Source organism: Candidatus Omnitrophota bacterium (assembly GCA_041653595.1).
Classification (GTDB): domain Bacteria; phylum Omnitrophota; class Gorgyraeia; order Pluralincolimonadales; family Pluralincolimonadaceae; genus Pluralincolimonas.
The window spans coordinates 1-15,905 of sequence record JBAZFB010000025.1; the positions used below are offsets into that span (position 1 = coordinate 1).

The window sequence follows — 15,905 nt, forward strand, 5'->3', positions numbered from 1 at the left end:
GACGGGCGCGATAAGGAAGGTATTTTTTACGACGCCGGCCGAGTTCGACCCGAGGAAATACCTGGGCCCTGCCCGTGACGCAATTAAATTGGTTGTAAAGAGGAAGGTCGGATTGCTGGGCTGCGCGGGGAAGGCCTAAAGTATAGGCAGTGGCAACGTTAATCTCTTTCTGCTTGACCGCCGCATATGTTTATGTTTTGAGAGAATTCATAAACACGCCGTTAATGATAATATTAGCGGCGTGTTTTTATTTCCTGAACAAGTGGCTTTTCGAATCAAACTTTAATATCATCTCCGCCTTATATTCACATCCGCGAATTCTTCCTGAAATAAGTTCTGACGGAATTCCAACCGATGAAAGGACCGCTCTCGTTCAGACCGTTCTTGCCGGCTCCAAAGAAGAAGTCCAAAACGCATTGCGGCTTCTCGAAGAGTCCTATAGCAATAACGCCGACAAAAATCTCATTGCGATATACCTAAGTGCTGCTCTGGACAGGGAAGTTATAGAAGAAGAGATAAGCATCATAAAGACGCTCCAGTCAAAATACGGCCCTGATAAATTCTACCTGTTCCACCGCAACAATTATTACGGCGAGAACCTCCTTAATTTTATTCTTTCAAACCAAGAAGTGGATACATCTCCTAAAGAAGGGAAGAATACCACCACGGTAACATTAACAAGCAAAGGTAGCGGAAATTTGGATTCGGAATTTTCAGTTCAAGGAGGGGATCCTCCTAACGTAATCGCAAAACTTTCTATAAAAATTCATAAGCCTAATAAAATTATAAATGTGGACTCGGAATCTATGCCAGCTAAAGCCGGATGGGTGGGAAAAGGAAGAATATTTATATATAAAATTAGGGATGTTCAAAATAGAGTCATACCAGACCTGGGTCATTATGGATTCTATGAGAGATTACATATTGATAAAAATGTTGACGGTTTAGGGGGATACTTTGTTGGAACTGATGAAAAAGATTTAATTAACGAAATCAGAAAGGATGCGAGGTACTTTCCAGGCTCTCTTATTTCAGACGGAACAATTATGATTCACGATAGAGTATCTTTATTTGTACCAGATACAACAACTATTAAAGATCTTGGGCGAAACGCCAAGGCAGAATGGCATAATAGTGTTTATTTAATCGATATTTGTCTTAAAGGAAGTACATATCGATACACTTTTACCCCTGTTTTTAAAAAAGAAAAGGTTACTGACTTAAAGTTAGGGAGGCAACAATTAAATGATTCAAGTCAAGTTGCATCGGCAAATGACGATATTGACTAATTATAATACTAACAAAGTTATGAAGCTATTCTCGATCATCCTATTGGTTGAAATGTGCTTTGTTTTTCAGTGCTACGCTTCTGTGAAAAATATAAAAGTTGGAGTTGGAATAGGTGAAAGCACTAGAGCTATCTCTCTAGAAGACGAAAAAAAATCTGACTTGCTTGAAAAGCTATACTATACCGACGAACCTGTCGATCAAGTTATAGATAAATTTATGAAGCAATACTATAACCATAGAGAACATGATTTTTTGATTAAAATATGCGTTGAAGAGGTTAAAGAGAGAAGCAGTTATCAAAATAGCGTAATCTGCGCCAGGCTTCTAGGTAAATTTAAGGCGAAAGAAGGAATCCAGGCATTAGTGGACAATATTTTAATAGGGCCATTTGATATAGGAATAAACCCTGCTTTGGAAAAGGTTGAATCGATAAAGATCAATAAAGATGATTTCCCTGCTGCCTATGCGCTTATGCAGATTGGAAAATCCTCTACAAATGCACTCCGGGAAAAGATTGCTTCACTTAATGGCGAAGAAGAGGAAGATGATGTATATCGGCTTATTTGCCTTAATACTATAAAAAAAATCGAAGGCGATAAAAAAGCCAAAATTTTAATTAACAATATGATCGAAAAAGAGAAAAACTTACAAAGGAAACAAAATCTCGAAAAGGCTTTGAAATTATTTTAATCCAGAGTAATTAGGGACACATCCTTAAACCGATAAATTCCTAATTTTTGAAATAATTTCCCTCCTTTTTACGTCTTTATAGGGTAAAGGAGGGACTCTTTATGCAGGATCAAACGTCAGGTCTTAGATAATGGCATTTACCATATCCTAATGATAGAAAATGGTATAATAGCTATAAATCCTTGTATGAGGCATTGGTTAAAACCCAAGGCCCTATGAAGAACTTTTCTAAAATAGCGGAGTGTCCCAAAGTGACACGTCCCCGATCGTTCCACTAGATTTAATTGCGGATATTCTTTTCGAAAATGAGTTGATTTTAAACACTAACCAAGAAAAACTATGGAGACAAAAAAATTTATCTGTAAAGGTAAAAGATAATGGTGATTTATACGTCTCTCCAGGGGGGCATTATAATATATATTTTGCTCTTGACCAACGAAATAAAATCGTGCAAGATTCGGTTCAGGAATTATGGGTGCATGGTCATAAGATTGAGGATAAATATAGAAGACAGATTAAAACCTCCGTTAGCGAAACAAATTTTGGTGAATACGTAAGGGATACAAAAGAATAGTAAAAAGGAGCTTAAATGAAAAAGATCATAATCATTGGTTGTATGCTGTTTATTATATTCGTTTTAACTGATATGAATACGCATGCCAAGGTGCAGGATATATACGGAAGGCACGTAGAAACAAAGGTTATAAAAATACTAAAGGTTTCTGAACCCCCGCAATATTATGAATTAAATAACAAGAAATATACTTTACAATCTTTAGAGGAGTATGTTAAAGAACTGCAGCAAGATGAATCAAGTAAAATTATTCTTATCTGGAGAATAGAAATAGAAAGAGTCGAGCCTTATTATATTATTAAAGACCTAATAAAGGTACTAGAATACTTTAAGGGTTCCTCTATATCAATATCTCCTGCGGGATTCAAAGAGTAATGAACCAGGAAGTGTGTCTCTCAACAAAGGGAAATATTTGGGCCCGGCGCGCGACGCCATAAAATTGGTAGTTAAGAGGAAGGTCGGACTGTTGGGCTGCGCAGGGAAGGCCTAGGTCCGCAATTTCCCGATAAGGTATATGCCGAAGGCCGCGAATCCGACGTTCGCGGCCCAGGCGGCGACCACAGGTGGAATAAGCCCGCCCTTACCGAGCGCGAGGAACATCGCGTTCACCACGTAGTAGATAATTGATATCGCCAACGCTATCCCTATGCTTCCGATCGCCTTGGTCCTCGTCCTCTTCAGCGCGAATGGTATGCCTATGAGCATGATGACAAGGCCGGTGAAGGGCACGGAAAGCTTATAGTACATGTCCACGAGCAGTTTCCTCGCCGTTGACTTGCTCTCCAGGTCCAGGATCCGCACGTATTCCTTGAGCTGGCCGTAATTCATGAATTCGGGCTGGGTCTGCTCCTTCAGCAGGTCTTCGGGTTTTTGGCTGAATTGTATTATCTTCGGCGTCCTGAAGATGGCGGGCTTGCCCAGGACGTTGCCTTCCTTGTCGAACCTGAAGACATCGCAGGCGATAAACCTCCATTTGCCTCCGGTCCATTCCATGCGCTGGGCCGTTATCTTGCGTTTCAGCACCTGGTTCTTGTCGTGCTCGAGAAGGACGACGTCATACAGGACCTTGTTCTTGATATCGTATGTCCTCGCGTAAAAAAGCCTCCCGTCCTTCCCGAATATCGTAATATTCTCCATCTGCTGGTTCCTCTCCCACTTGTATTTCCTGAAATAGAGGTCATCGGTCATTTTCATGGTGACGGATGCCTGCGGGACGAGCTTGTCGTTGATGAGGAATACGCCGAGGCTTATGGCCAGCCCTATAAGCAGGAGCGGCGCGATTATCCGCAATGTGTCGACCCCGCTTGCCCTTAACGCGATGATCTCGTTATGCCGGTTGAGGTTGCCCAAGAGGAAGACCATGGCAAGCAGCATCGCGAACGGCACCGTCTGGACTATTACCACCGGGAGCGAGGAGAGGTAATAATTTTTCACCACATCGAAAGGTATGTCCTGTTTTACGAGGGTATCGATGCGGCTCAGGACATCCGAGACCATGTAGAGGAAGACGAAGACGATGAGGCAATACAATAAAGGCCAGATGAACCCCGTTGTTATATACTTGTCTATTATTTTCATTGTTCCGCCATCCAGAATATGAGCGCCGGGCCGATGGCGCCGAATATGATATTCGGGAGCCAGATGCCGAGGCCGGGGAAGACCACGCCCTTTTTAGCCAGGACCTCCCCGAAGATGAGCAGGGTGTAGTATACCAGGATCACCCCGAGGCTTAAGGCGAAACCTATCAGTTTTTCCCCGCGGCGCGCCATAAGCCCGAGCGGCACGCCTATCAGGATAAGTATAAGAGACGCGAACGAATAGCATATCTTTTTGTGGATCTCTATGCGGAGCGGCGTGGTGTCGACCGAGTCGGCGCCGAGTTTCTTTATCTCCTGGTTCAGCTCATCTATCGACATATCTACCTTTTTTTTACGTTCAGGTTCCGGGCCTTGTTAAGGTCGAGGGTCATATAGTAAGTCTTAAAATTCAGCTTATAAAAATTGTTAGGGTCCTGGGGATTGGGCTCGTCGACCGTCCCGTTTATCAGCTTCATCCGGACCGCGTCCTTCGATTCTATATAATCTATCTCGCCTTTCTGGGCGATTATGGTCCTGGTCGGTTTGCCTTCCTGGGGCTGGTATATCCTTATATTTGTGAGCTTGTTCTTGTCGATCCCGTAAATGAAGACGATGTAGCCCTTGAAGTCCTTGATGAAAGTGCCGGCGTCCAGGTAAGCGGCCGGGTTCTTGGTGCCTATCTGGGCGGTCAGTTTCCTCATCTTGTAACGCAGGGACGGGATGACCCAATCGTTGAATTCGTATGATATCAGGCTTATCACCAGGCCGAGTATCACCAGGGGGAGTACCAGGCGGTATAGGCTTATGCCGCTCGCCCGCATCGCGGTTATCTCGTTATCGGCCGAGAGTCTTCCGAAGGCGAGGAGGGTGGCCACCAGGATCGATATAGGCGTGGTCCAGGTGGAGACCGACGGCAGCATGTAGAGCAGGAGTTGTATGACCGAGAAAAAATTTACGCCTTTGTTTATGATCATGTCGGCCAATTTTATTATGTTGAAGACCACGAAGAAGAAGCTTAAGACTATGAAAGCCGCCAGGAAAGGGCCGATGATCTCTTTTAGCAGGTATCTTCTTATTATCTTCATCTAGTTCCCGCACGCCAGGGTATAAGCGAGCACTTTTTTGGCGCCGGCGGATTTTATGGTCTTGGCGCATTCGTGGAGGGTGGCGCCGGTCGTCATGACATCGTCGACGAGAAGGACGGATTTGTCCGCGAAGTCCGCCTCCCTTTTCACGAGGAAGGCGCCCTTGATGTTCCTGAGGCGCTGTTCCCGGGAAAGGCCGGCCTGCGGGGCGGTATACCTGATCCTCTTAAGCCAGTCCTTCTCGATCTTCTTGTTGAATTTTTTGGCGAGGTGCTCGGCGATCAGCTCGGACTGGTTGAACTGCCTCTCGCGTAATTTGACGGGATGGAGGGGCACAGGCACTATCATATCTACGGAGCCGAAATTCAGGTTCCTGGCGGCGTATTCGACCATGACCGAGCCGAGGACTTTCGAAAGGCGGGTCTTGCCCTCGTATTTGAAGAGGCAGATGCATCTCTTGACGATATCCTCGTAAGAGGCGACGTGGTAGGCCGCGTCAAAAGCCAGCTCCCTTTCGGCCGTAGCCCAGTGGGGCGAGCCGACGTAGGCCATTATCCTGTCGCTGCACGGCTCACAGAGCGGAGTGGGCTTTAACTCGCGCGCCCTGCCGCTGCAGACGAGGCAGTCCTGCGGGTAAAGCAGGTTCAGGAATGTCAAGCAGAAATCACCTGTCGATGACAAAATCGTCTTTAACATTGGCTATAAAATAGCACAATACCGGCGGGGTGTCAACTGCGGCTGTTAATTTCCGGCCGATATGATATAATTGGAGCAATGAAGAAGATCGTTTCCGCGGCACTTGCGTGCGCTGTTTTTGCATCAACTGCATTTATTCCTGCCTCTTGGGCGGCCGGGGAGGCTTGGCCTGCGCTCTCGAAAGCCGACGAGGAATTCCTGGATAAGTTAGAACACGACACGTTCCTCTATTTCTGGGAGAAGGCCGACCCGGAGACAGGGCTCATCGCCGATAACTCCCAACCCGGCGCCCCGTCAAGCATAGCCGCCACGGGATTCGGGCTTGCCGCTATATGCATCGGGCAGAGCAGGGGCTGGATAACATACGACGAGGCCTACAAGCGCGCTTTCAGGACGCTCAGGACTTTCAAGAATACGCTGAAGAGCGAGCGCGGGTTCTATTACCATTTCGTCGACATGAAGACCGGCCGGCGGATGTGGAATTCCGAGGTCTCGTCAATAGATACGGCGCTCTTCCTCGCCGGGGCATTGTTCGCGGCGCAGTATTTCAAGGGGACGGAATTGGAACGGCTCGCGACTTACCTGTATTACCGCACCGACTGGCAGTGGATGATGAATCAGAAGCAGCTGATGTCCATGGGATGGGACCCGAAGAAAGGTTTCCTGAGCGCGTACTGGGACTGGTATAACGAGGGTCTTATCGCTTATATACTCGCCATAGGTTCGCCCACGTATCCTATCCCGCCTGAGACGTGGAGGAAATGGAGGCGCCCGAGGGGCGAATACGGAGGGCACAGGATCATCTATTCATATTTCGGGAGCCTTTTTACCTACCAGTTCGCGCAGGCATGGGTAGATTTCCGCAATATCGACGAGGACGGGTTCAGTTATTGGCAGAACTCGATAGACGCGGCGCTGGCGAACAGGAAATTCTGCATCGATAATTCTAATAAACATAAAGGATACGGGGAGAACGGCTGGGGCCTTACCGCCGGCGACGGCCCGGAAGGGTATAAGGGGTACGGCGCCCTGCCTGCCGACAATATCATCCACGACGGCACGATAAACCCTTACGGCATGGTCGCCTCCATACCGTTGATACCGGATACGGCGATCAAGTCGGTTAGGGCTTTGTATAATAAATACGGCGACAAGGTCTACGGCAAGTATGGGTTCAAGGCGGGCTTTAATCTCGACAAAAACTGGTGGAGCGGGAACTATATAGGCATAGACCAGGGCGTCTCGGTGATTATGATCGAGGACTACAGGACAGGCCTGGTCTGGGATTATTTCATGCGCAACGGCTGCATCAAGTCCTGGATGGAACTTTGCAAACTCGGCAACAAAAACCTTGAAGCCTCGCCCCGATTGTGAGATAATATTTTCGCATAGGACGGATAAAATGACCCGCATTGAAGATAAATTGTTCGTGAACAGGTTCAAGCTCGGCCCGGAACCCCATATAAAGGTGAAGGACAAGGAGCTCTGTCTTAAATGCGTCAGGAAACAATGCTCGATAGGATGCCCTTCTGACTGCTGGAAGATCAACGATAAGGGCATAGCCGAAGTCAATGTCGACGGCTGCCTCGAATGCGGCACCTGCCGCGTCATCTGCGATGAGTTCATGAACGTCGATTGGAACTATCCGCAGGGCGGTTTCGGCATCCTTTACAGGCTCGGTTAATCCAGACTGTTTCATCAATAAAGTATTAAAATCCCGCAAAAGGAGACTACCATGCCGAAGAAAGACCTGAAGATACTGCAGGCCGCGATAAAGATGGAAGAGGACGGCCGCAAATTTTACCTTAAATCGAGCAAGACCGCGAAAAACCCCGTAGCGAAAAAACTCCTCGTTTCGCTCGCCGACCAGGAACTCCTCCATATCGAACGCATCAAGGTGATAGAGCACGGCCTGAAAGGGGAGAAGGACTGGGGCGATTTCGCGGCGGCGATATCCCGCGACGCGAAGAAAAAATTAGTCCTTGTCTTCAGGCCGCTTTCCGCGCCGGAAAAAAAGAAGCTGAAGGCCGACCCGTCGAACCTCGAGGCGATAACGATAGCGATGGAGAAAGAGACGAAGAGCTACGATTATTATGATAAACAATCGGAGGAGACAAATATACGCATAGCAAAGCTTTTTTTTGACAGATTGAAAAAGGAAGAGGAGCACCACTATGAGCTGCTCGAAGAGGCATACTCGCTCCTTTCGGATTCGGCAAGCTGGTTCGTGAAACGGGAAGGAAGGGTAATGGAGGCCGGTTGAAATGAGGCCCGTCGAGATAAAAAAAGGCGTATACTGGGTAGGTGTAGTCGATTGGAACATAAGGACCTTCCACGGGAATACCTATTCGACAAAAAGGGGCACGACCTACAACTCATATCTTATTATCGATGAGAAGGTGACGCTTATCGACGGCGTTCCCGGCTCTTTTGCCGGCGAGCAGATCGGGCGGATACGCGAGATCGTGCCGGTCGAAAAGATAGACTATATCGTGGTCAACCATATCGAGCCGGACCATTCCGGCGGGCTGCCGGAACTGATGAAACTTTGCCCCAAGGCCAAACTCTTCGGCACGGCGAAAAGCAAGGAAGGCCTCGCGAGGATGTATTACACGGATTGGGGCCTCCAGGCCGTCAAGACAGGGGACAAATTAAATATCGGCAAGCGGAACCTCACGTTCATAGAGGCTCCGATGATCCACTGGCCGGACAGCATGTTCACCTATTGCGCCGAGGAGGAGCTGCTCCTGCCGAACGACGCCTTCGGCCAGCATTACGCGACCTCGGAGAGGTTCGACGACGAGACGGACCAGTGCGCGCTGATGGACGAGGCCGGGAAGTATTACGCGAATATCCTCTGGCCGCTCGGCGGCATGATCGCCAGGAAGATAGACGAGATCCTCAAGATGAACATATCCATAAAGATGATAGCGCCGAGCCACGGGATCATATGGCGGCGCGACCCGATGAAGATAATCAATTCTTATATTTCATGGACGAAGAACGAGACGAGACCGAAAGTGGTCGTCATCTTCGAGACGATGTGGGGCTCGACCGATATGATGGCCAGGAAGATAACAGAGGGCCTTACCGACGGCGGCGTTGAGGTGAAACTCTTCGATATCACGCGCTCCGACAGGAGCGAGGTGAATAGCCAGATGCTCGACGCCAAATGCTTCGTCTTCGGTTCGTCCACGCACGACAACGGGATGCTCTCCACCATGGCCGGGTTCCTCGAATTCCTGAACGGCCTGAAGCCGAAGGGCAGGATAGGGGCGGCGTTCGGTTCCTACGGTTGGGCCGGAGGCGCGGTACCAGCTCTGGAAAATTTCTTCAAAGAGGCTGGTATTGAGCAGGCACTGCCGTCGATCGCGGTCAAATACATCCCGGACGAAAATGAATTGAAAAGATGTTATGAGATGGGCGTTGAATTGGCGAAGAAGATAACCGGAAAGGCATAAACCATGGACAAATATCGTTGCACGGTATGCGGCTACATATACGATCCGGCTATAGGCGATCCTACCGCGAGCATTTCCGCAGGGACGCCTTTTGATAAACTTCCCGATAATTGGGTTTGCCCCGAGTGCGGCGCACCGAAGGATATGTTCGAAAAGGTATAACCGTCCCAAACTATGAAGATAGCCATCGTAGGAAACGGGATATGCGGCATCACCGCCGCTAAATCCATCTCCGAAAATTCCCCCGGCGCAAAGATAACTATCTTCACCGACGAAGAATACAATTATTATCCCCGCCCTCTTTTGGACAGGCTCCTCGCGGAGACGACGGACCTGAACCTGCTCTTCCCGTATAATGACGAATGGTACAAGAAGCGCGGCATAGAAGTCTCCCTAAAAAATAAAGTCCTCGATATAGGGCTCCCCTCTAAAAAATTAAAGACCGAAAAGGACGGGCAAAACGATTACGACAAGGTCCTCCTTACGACCGGCGCATCGCCTTTTGTCCCTCCGATAGAAGGGATCAAGTCCCGGGATGTCTTCACTTACAGGAATATCGCCGATGTCCTCAGGATACGCTCGTTCGCCCGCGGGAAAAACAGGGCGGTGGTCATCGGCGGAGGCCTGCTCGGCCTCGAGACGGCGAAGGCCCTGACCGACCGGGGGCTCAAGGTAACGATCATCGAACATAATTCAAGGCTCCTCCCGCGCCAGCTGGACGATGAGGGCGGCGGGATACTGAAATCCAGGATCGAAAAATCCAATATCGAGGTCGTATTGCAGGTCACGTGCGACCGCATCATGACCGAAGGCGCGAAGACCTGCCTCCTCTCCAAGGAGATAGGAAAGATCGAGGCGGACCTCTTCATCGTCTCGGCCGGCGTCCGCGCGAATACCGAATTGGCGAAGAACTGCGGCATCGGCATCGGGAAAGGGATACTGGTAGATAAATTCATGAGGACAAGCTGCGATAACATATATGCGGCCGGCGACTGCGCCGAATTCAACGGGACGGTTTACGGCATAATCCCGGCGGCGATAGACCAGGGGCTCGCGGCGGCCTCGAACATCATAGACAGGCCGTTCGAATATAAGGGGACTACTTTCCAGGCGACGCTTAAAGTGATGGGCATCGACCTTACTTCGATAGGCGTCGTCAACCCGGAAGGCGAAGGATATGAAACGGTCTGCAGGAAAGACGCCGGCAAAGGCATCTACAGGAAGTGCGTGATCAAGGACGGGAGGCTAGTCGGCGCGATAGTATTGGGCGAGAAAGACGGCGTCGCCGGGCTCACGCGGATAATAAAGGACGGGACAGCGGTGTCGGGCAATAAGGACGCGTTATTGGGCGGAGAGGCGGCGTTAACGGAGGCGTTCCAAAAAAGGCCTGACTAAAACGGGCAAGGAGGGGGTAAAATGGCGGATGTCGGCAAAAGTTCCCTGGGGATAGACGCAACCCTCGCGGCGGCGCTGGCGTATGTATTCGGCTGGGTATCCGGGCTGATAATCTTCGCTGTCGAGAAGGATAACAAGTTCGTGAAGTTCCATGCCATGCAGTCGCTGATCTTTTTCGGCGGTTTGACGATCGTGTCGATATTGCTGGTTATCACCGTCATAGGCCCGTTGTTCCTGGGAATATTAGGCTTGGCGGTCTGGGTCATCTGCATCATCAAGGCCTACTCGGGCGAGATGTTCAAGCTGCCCGGGATCGGGAATATGGCGGAGAAGATCGCCAGTAAGTAACATAGAGATAATAAAAATATGGGCCTGTTTCAATCTATCATTCTTGGCATAGTCCAAGGCGTGGGCGAATTCTTGCCTATCAGCAGTTCCGCGCACCTGATCGTCGTCCCGTGGCTGTTCGGGTGGCAGGAGCACAGCCTCGCCTTTGACGTCGCGCTTCACGCGGGCACGCTCGCGGCGGTATTGGCGTATTTCTGGAGGGACTGGTTCGGCATAATCAGGGGGCGGCTCCTCTGGTATATCATCGTCGCCAGCGTCCCGGGAGCGGTGATAGGAAAGCTGCTCGAGGAAAAAGCCGAGACGGTCTTCAGGTCGCCACTGCTCATCGCATTCGCGATGAGCGTCTTCGCGGTAATATTTTACTTTATCGACAGGTACAGCCGGAAGACAAGGACGCTGAAGTCGCTGAATTTTATTGATTCGGTCTTGATCGGCATCTCGCAGGCGCTTGCCATAGTCCCCGGGGTATCGCGGTCGGGCGTGACCATGGCCACGGGCATAGGGTTAAAGTTCGACAGGGAAACGGCGGCCAGGTTCTCGTTTTTGCTTTCGGCGCCCATCATCATCGGCGCGACCGTGTTAAAACTGAAGGATATCGGCGCGATCGCCTCAGGCGAGAACGGCTTGTCGCTTTTTGCCGGTTTTATAGTGTCGGCGGCAACTGGATTCCTGTCGATCCGTTTTCTTTTAAATTACCTGAAGAGGCATTCTTTTACGGCATTCGTCATATACAGGTTGGTGTTCAGCCTGGTGATATTTTTGTTCATCTTTGCCAGGAGATAGGGGGTCTCCTTAAATGAAAAAGCCGGCCTTTGACAACGAGAAGTATCTTCGCGAACAGACGGCCGCGATCCTTGAAAGGGTCGTGAAGTTCGACAACAAGCTTTATTTGGAATTCGGCGGCAAACTCCTTTTCGATTATCACGCGTCGAGGGTCCTGCCGGGATTCGACCCGAACGTAAAGATGCGCCTCTTCCAAAAACTTAAGGACAGGGCCGACATACTGCTCTGCATCTACGCGGGCGATATCGAAAGGAAGAAGGTCAGGGCCGACTTCGGCATCACCTACGATGTCGACGCGATGAAACTGATAGACGACTTCAGGGACTGGGGCATCGAGGTCAACGCGGTCGTGATAACCCGTTTTGATAACCAGCCCGCGGCGACGATATTCAAGAACAAGCTCGAACGGCGCGGGATAAAAGTATATACACACCGCTTCACGAAGGGATATCCGACTGATGTCGACCTCATCGTCAGCGACGAAGGTTACGGCGCGAACGAATTCATAAAGACGAAGAACCCGCTTGTGATAATCACCGGCCCCGGCCCGGGCAGCGGAAAGCTCGCGACCTGCCTCTCGCAGCTCTACCACGAGCACAAGCACGGGGTCAATGCCGGCTACGCGAAATTCGAGACGTTCCCGATATGGAGCATACCGCTCAAGCATCCCGTTAATGTAGCGTATGAGGCGGCGACCGCCGACCTGAGGGATTTTAACATGATAGACCCTTTCCACCTCGAGGCCCACGGCGAGACGGCGATCAATTATAACCGCGACGTCGAGGTCTTCCCGGTGATAAAGAGGATATTGCAGAAGATAATGGGAGAGGGCGAGGTCTACAAGTCGCCGACAGACATGGGCTGCAACCGGGCCGGCTTCGGCATAGTGGACGATGAAGCCGTTAAAGAGGCCGCGAAGCAGGAGATCATCCGCAGGTATTTCAGGTATTCGTGCGAATACGCGATGGGATTCGTCGACAAAGAGACGGTCCAGCGCGCCGAGCTGCTTATGGGCGAGGTCGGGATGAAGATAGGGGACAGGAAAGTCGTTGAACCCGCCCGCCGGGCCGCGGAAGAAGGCCAGAAGAAGAACAAGGGCAACGACGGGATATTTTGCGGCGCGGCCCTTGAATTGGACGACGGGACGGTGATCACGGGAAAGAACTCGCAGCTGATGCATGCGACATCGAGCCTCATCCTCAACGCCATCAAGAGGCTCGCGGACATTCCGGATAAGATACACCTGCTCTCGCCGAGCATAATCGATTCGATAAAGAACCTGAAGAAGGAGATCCTCTCCTCAAAAACGGTAAGCCTCGATGTCGAAGAGGCGCTTATAGCGCTCAGTATAAGCGCGACCACCAACCCGGCCGCGCAGGAAGCGATGGAGAAACTGAAAGAGCTGAAGGGCTGCGAGGTCCATCTTACGCACATGCCGACATCCGGCGATGAGGCGGGACTTCGCAAGCTGGGAGTGAACCTGACAAGCGAACCGAATTTCGCGACAAAGAACCTGTTTGAGTCCTAAGGAATATGCCCGACATAAAAGACCTTAAAGAAAAAGCGCGCAAGCTCAGGATCGACATCCTCGAGACCATCGCCGGGGCCGGAAGCGGCCACCCCGGGGGTTCGCTCTCCTGTGTAGAGATCCTCGTCGGCCTGTATTATTATAAATTGAGGCACAAACCCTGTGACCCGGCCTGGGACGGAAGGGACAGGTTCATAATGTCGAAGGGGCATGCCAGCGCCGCGCTTTATTCGATCCTCGCGTCCTGCGGGTATTTTCCGAAGGAAGAGCTGAAAAATTACAGGAAGCTGGGCAGTATGCTACAGGGGCATGCCTATTCAGGCGTCCCGGGGGTCGAATTCTCTACAGGATCCCTCGGCGAAGGCCTGTCCGTAGCCAACGGGATGGCTCTCGGAGCGAAAATAAAAAAGAAGGATTTTAAAGTATACTGCCTGCTCGGAGACGGCGAGATGCAGGAAGGCCAGGTCTGGGAGGCGGCGATGACCGCAGCGCAGCATAAGCTCGACAACCTCTGCGCCATAGTCGATCATAATGGCGTCCAGCAGAACGGGCCTGTCGCCCGGATAAAAAATGAGGACCCTCTGGCCGTGAGGCTGAGGGATTTCGGCTGGAACGCACTGGATATAAACGGCCACGACCCCGAGGATGTGATAAAGGCATTGGACCTCTTCGGCCAGGCGGCAGGTAAACCGACCGCCATAGTAGCGCACACGATAAAAGGCAAGGGCGTCTCTTTCATGGAGGGCGACCCTAAGTGGCACGGTAAGGCGCCGGATAAGGAAGAACTTTCGAAGGCGCTTGAAGAGATCAAAAGGGAGAAGATATGACGGCCGGGATGAAAGGCCCTGCGGGGTCCAAGGCGACCCGCGACGGTTTCGGCGAAGCGCTCCTGCAGCTGGGGCGGGAGAATAAAGATATAGTCGTCTTGTCCGGCGACCTCGAGGATTCCACGCGCGCCGAATATTTCAAGAAGGAATTCCCGGAGAGATTTTTTAATCTCGGCATAGCCGAGCAGGATATCGCCGGGACAGCCGCGGGGTTAAGCAAGGTAGGGCTGGTCCCGTTCATTTGTTCTTTCGCGGCCTTCTGGGCCAACGCGTTCGGCGTCTTCAGGGTGAGCGTCTGTTACAATAATTGCAACGTAAAGATCGTCGGGACGCACAGCGGGATATCGGTCGGGCCGGACGGCGCTACTGCGCAGGCTCTCGAGGATATAGCCGCGATGACGGCCCTTCCTAATATGTCTGTCGTCTGCCCGGCCGACGCGGCTGAAGCGGAAAAAGCCACAAGGGCCATCGCCGCCATAGACGGGCCGATATATCTCAGGTTAGGGAGGGAGGCCGTGCCGTCCGTGACGGATAAAGAAAAGCCGTTTATCTTCGGAAAGGCCTGCGTATTGAAGGACGGCGCCGGCGCCGCTATCATCGCGTGCGGGCATATGGTATCCGAATCGCTGAAAGCCGCGGAAAAACTTTCGAAAGAAGGGATAGAAGCGCGCGTAATAAATATGCACACGATCAAGCCTATCGACCGGGAAGAGGTGGTCAAGGCCGCGAAAGAGGCCGGCGCTATCGTGACCGCCGAGGAGCACCAGGTAAACGGCGGCCTCGGAAGCGCTGTTGCCGGGGTCCTGGCCTGCGAATGCCCGGTCCCGCTGGAAATGGTCGCGGTCCGCGACGCGTTCGGGGAGTCGGGCGAAGGTGAAGAATTATTGAAGAAATATAACCTGAAGGAAGATGATATAATAAAAGCCGTTAAAAGAGCCGTTTCTCGAAAAAATGGGGGTGGGTGATGAGCGGATTGTTCGGCGTAGTGTCAAAGGGGGACTGCGCGGAGATACTTTTTTACGGGACCGACTACCATACGCACATGGGCACCGAATACGGAGGGATGGCGGTCCTCGGGGAGAATTTCACGCGGCAGATACACAGCGTAAGCCAGAGCCAGTTCAAGTCGAAATTCTTCGACGACTGCAAAAGGATGAAGGGCAACAAGGGGATAGGCGTCATAAGCTCGTTCGATGAGCAGCCGGTCTACCTTAACTCGAAGTTCGGCCCGCTCTGCATAGTGACATGCGGCCTTATAGAAAATACCGAGGAACTCATGAACGGCCTCCTCGATAAGGGAATATCTTTCAGCGAGTTCACGAAAGGCTCGGTCAATACCACCGAACTGATCGCGAAACTCATCGTGCAGGGAGACAGCATCATCGGCGGCATAGAGAAGATGTCCGGGATGATAGAAGGCTCGTGTTCGCTGCTGATCCTGAACAAAGACGGGATATACGCGGCGAGGGACAGGTCCGGCTATACGCCGCTTGCGGTCGGAAAACGGATGGATGCGTGGGCGGTGGCCTCGGAGACGACCGCTTTCCCCAACCTTGAATTCCAGACGGTAAAATTCCTCGAGCCCGGCGAGATCGTCCTGCTGAACGGCGAGGGTATGGTCCAGAGGAAGCCCGGAGGGAAGGCGAACCAG

20 protein-coding genes are annotated in these 15,905 nt (G+C 51.1%); 16 read left to right on the plus strand and 4 right to left on the minus strand.

Features of this window, described 5'->3' with window-relative positions; all coding sequences use genetic code 11:
* The 4 genes from WC317_07420 to WC317_07435 form a co-directional block, all read left to right on the plus strand.
* On the plus strand, nucleotides 1-139 hold a 139-nt coding region (locus WC317_07420; GenBank protein ID MFA5339956.1), incomplete at its 5' end, for a fructose-bisphosphate aldolase.
* 10 nt (nucleotides 140-149) lie between these two features.
* Nucleotides 150-1,289, plus strand: coding sequence for a hypothetical protein (locus WC317_07425; protein ID MFA5339957.1), 1,140 nt, complete (start codon nucleotides 150-152; stop codon nucleotides 1,287-1,289).
* Nucleotides 1,290-1,371: 82 nt separating this feature from the next.
* Complete coding sequence (locus WC317_07430) at nucleotides 1,372-1,980, plus strand: hypothetical protein (GenBank protein ID MFA5339958.1); 609 nt, start codon at nucleotides 1,372-1,374, stop codon at nucleotides 1,978-1,980.
* A gap of 589 nt (nucleotides 1,981-2,569) precedes the next feature.
* Nucleotides 2,570-2,929 carry a hypothetical protein gene (locus tag WC317_07435; protein MFA5339959.1) on the plus strand — a complete coding sequence of 120 codons (360 nt, stop codon included), beginning with the start codon at nucleotides 2,570-2,572 and terminating at the stop codon, nucleotides 2,927-2,929.
* A gap of 111 nt (nucleotides 2,930-3,040) precedes the next feature.
* Here the strand turns inward: WC317_07435 and WC317_07440 are convergent, their stop codons facing one another.
* Genes WC317_07440 through WC317_07455 form a run of 4 tightly spaced genes read right to left on the minus strand, consistent with a single transcriptional unit; the run spans nucleotide 3,041 to nucleotide 5,912 of the window.
* Nucleotides 3,041-4,132, minus strand: a complete 1,092-nt coding sequence (locus WC317_07440) for an LptF/LptG family permease (GenBank protein MFA5339960.1) — start codon at nucleotides 4,130-4,132, stop codon at nucleotides 3,041-3,043.
* Nucleotides 4,129-4,470, minus strand: a complete 342-nt coding sequence (locus WC317_07445; protein ID MFA5339961.1) for an LptF/LptG family permease — start codon at nucleotides 4,468-4,470, stop codon at nucleotides 4,129-4,131. The genes WC317_07440 and WC317_07445 overlap by 4 nt, the downstream gene beginning before the upstream one ends.
* Nucleotides 4,471-4,472: 2 nt before the next feature.
* Nucleotides 4,473-5,216 (minus strand): LptF/LptG family permease, encoded by a 744-nt coding sequence (locus WC317_07450; GenBank protein MFA5339962.1) that lies wholly within the window; start codon nucleotides 5,214-5,216, stop codon nucleotides 4,473-4,475.
* Entirely contained in the window at nucleotides 5,217-5,912 is a 696-nt protein-coding gene (locus WC317_07455) for a ComF family protein (GenBank protein MFA5339963.1), read from the minus strand.
* A gap of 78 nt (nucleotides 5,913-5,990) precedes the next feature.
* On the opposite strand from WC317_07455, the gene WC317_07460 reads away from it, so the two are divergent.
* The 12 genes from WC317_07460 to WC317_07515 all read left to right on the plus strand — a co-directional run.
* The gene (locus WC317_07460; protein MFA5339964.1) at nucleotides 5,991-7,286 is read left to right on the plus strand and encodes a glucoamylase family protein; all 1,296 of its coding nucleotides are present in this window, start codon (nucleotides 5,991-5,993) and stop codon (nucleotides 7,284-7,286) included.
* Nucleotides 7,287-7,314: 28 nt separating this feature from the next.
* Nucleotides 7,315-7,596, plus strand: a complete 282-nt coding sequence (locus WC317_07465) for a ferredoxin family protein (protein MFA5339965.1) — start codon at nucleotides 7,315-7,317, stop codon at nucleotides 7,594-7,596.
* A 51-nt stretch (nucleotides 7,597-7,647) separates the two neighbouring features.
* Nucleotides 7,648-8,175 carry a ferritin family protein gene (locus WC317_07470; GenBank protein ID MFA5339966.1) on the plus strand — a complete coding sequence of 176 codons (528 nt, stop codon included), beginning with the start codon at nucleotides 7,648-7,650 and terminating at the stop codon, nucleotides 8,173-8,175.
* A 1-nt stretch (nucleotide 8,176) separates the two neighbouring features.
* Nucleotides 8,177-9,373, plus strand: coding sequence for a flavodoxin domain-containing protein (locus WC317_07475; protein ID MFA5339967.1), 1,197 nt, complete (start codon nucleotides 8,177-8,179; stop codon nucleotides 9,371-9,373).
* A 3-nt stretch (nucleotides 9,374-9,376) separates the two neighbouring features.
* Nucleotides 9,377-9,535 (plus strand): rubredoxin, encoded by a 159-nt coding sequence (locus tag WC317_07480; protein MFA5339968.1) that lies wholly within the window; start codon nucleotides 9,377-9,379, stop codon nucleotides 9,533-9,535.
* 12 nt (nucleotides 9,536-9,547) lie between these two features.
* The gene (locus WC317_07485) at nucleotides 9,548-10,768 is read left to right on the plus strand and encodes an FAD-dependent oxidoreductase (protein ID MFA5339969.1); all 1,221 of its coding nucleotides are present in this window, start codon (nucleotides 9,548-9,550) and stop codon (nucleotides 10,766-10,768) included.
* A gap of 21 nt (nucleotides 10,769-10,789) precedes the next feature.
* Complete coding sequence (locus WC317_07490; GenBank protein MFA5339970.1) at nucleotides 10,790-11,116, plus strand: DUF4870 domain-containing protein; 327 nt, start codon at nucleotides 10,790-10,792, stop codon at nucleotides 11,114-11,116.
* An 18-nt stretch (nucleotides 11,117-11,134) separates the two neighbouring features.
* On the plus strand, nucleotides 11,135-11,899 hold the full coding sequence (locus WC317_07495; protein MFA5339971.1) for an undecaprenyl-diphosphate phosphatase: 765 nt from the start codon (nucleotides 11,135-11,137) through the stop codon (nucleotides 11,897-11,899).
* A 13-nt stretch (nucleotides 11,900-11,912) separates the two neighbouring features.
* Nucleotides 11,913-13,427, plus strand: a complete 1,515-nt coding sequence (locus WC317_07500) for a DUF1846 domain-containing protein (protein MFA5339972.1) — start codon at nucleotides 11,913-11,915, stop codon at nucleotides 13,425-13,427.
* A 5-nt stretch (nucleotides 13,428-13,432) separates the two neighbouring features.
* Nucleotides 13,433-14,254 (plus strand): transketolase, encoded by an 822-nt coding sequence (locus tag WC317_07505; protein MFA5339973.1) that lies wholly within the window; start codon nucleotides 13,433-13,435, stop codon nucleotides 14,252-14,254.
* Nucleotides 14,251-15,219 carry a transketolase C-terminal domain-containing protein gene (locus tag WC317_07510; protein MFA5339974.1) on the plus strand — a complete coding sequence of 323 codons (969 nt, stop codon included), beginning with the start codon at nucleotides 14,251-14,253 and terminating at the stop codon, nucleotides 15,217-15,219. Before WC317_07505 ends, WC317_07510 begins: the two co-directional genes overlap by 4 nt.
* Nucleotides 15,219-15,905: amidophosphoribosyltransferase (locus WC317_07515; GenBank protein ID MFA5339975.1), on the plus strand; the 687-nt coding region annotated here is incomplete at its 3' end. The genes WC317_07510 and WC317_07515, both read left to right, overlap by 1 nt.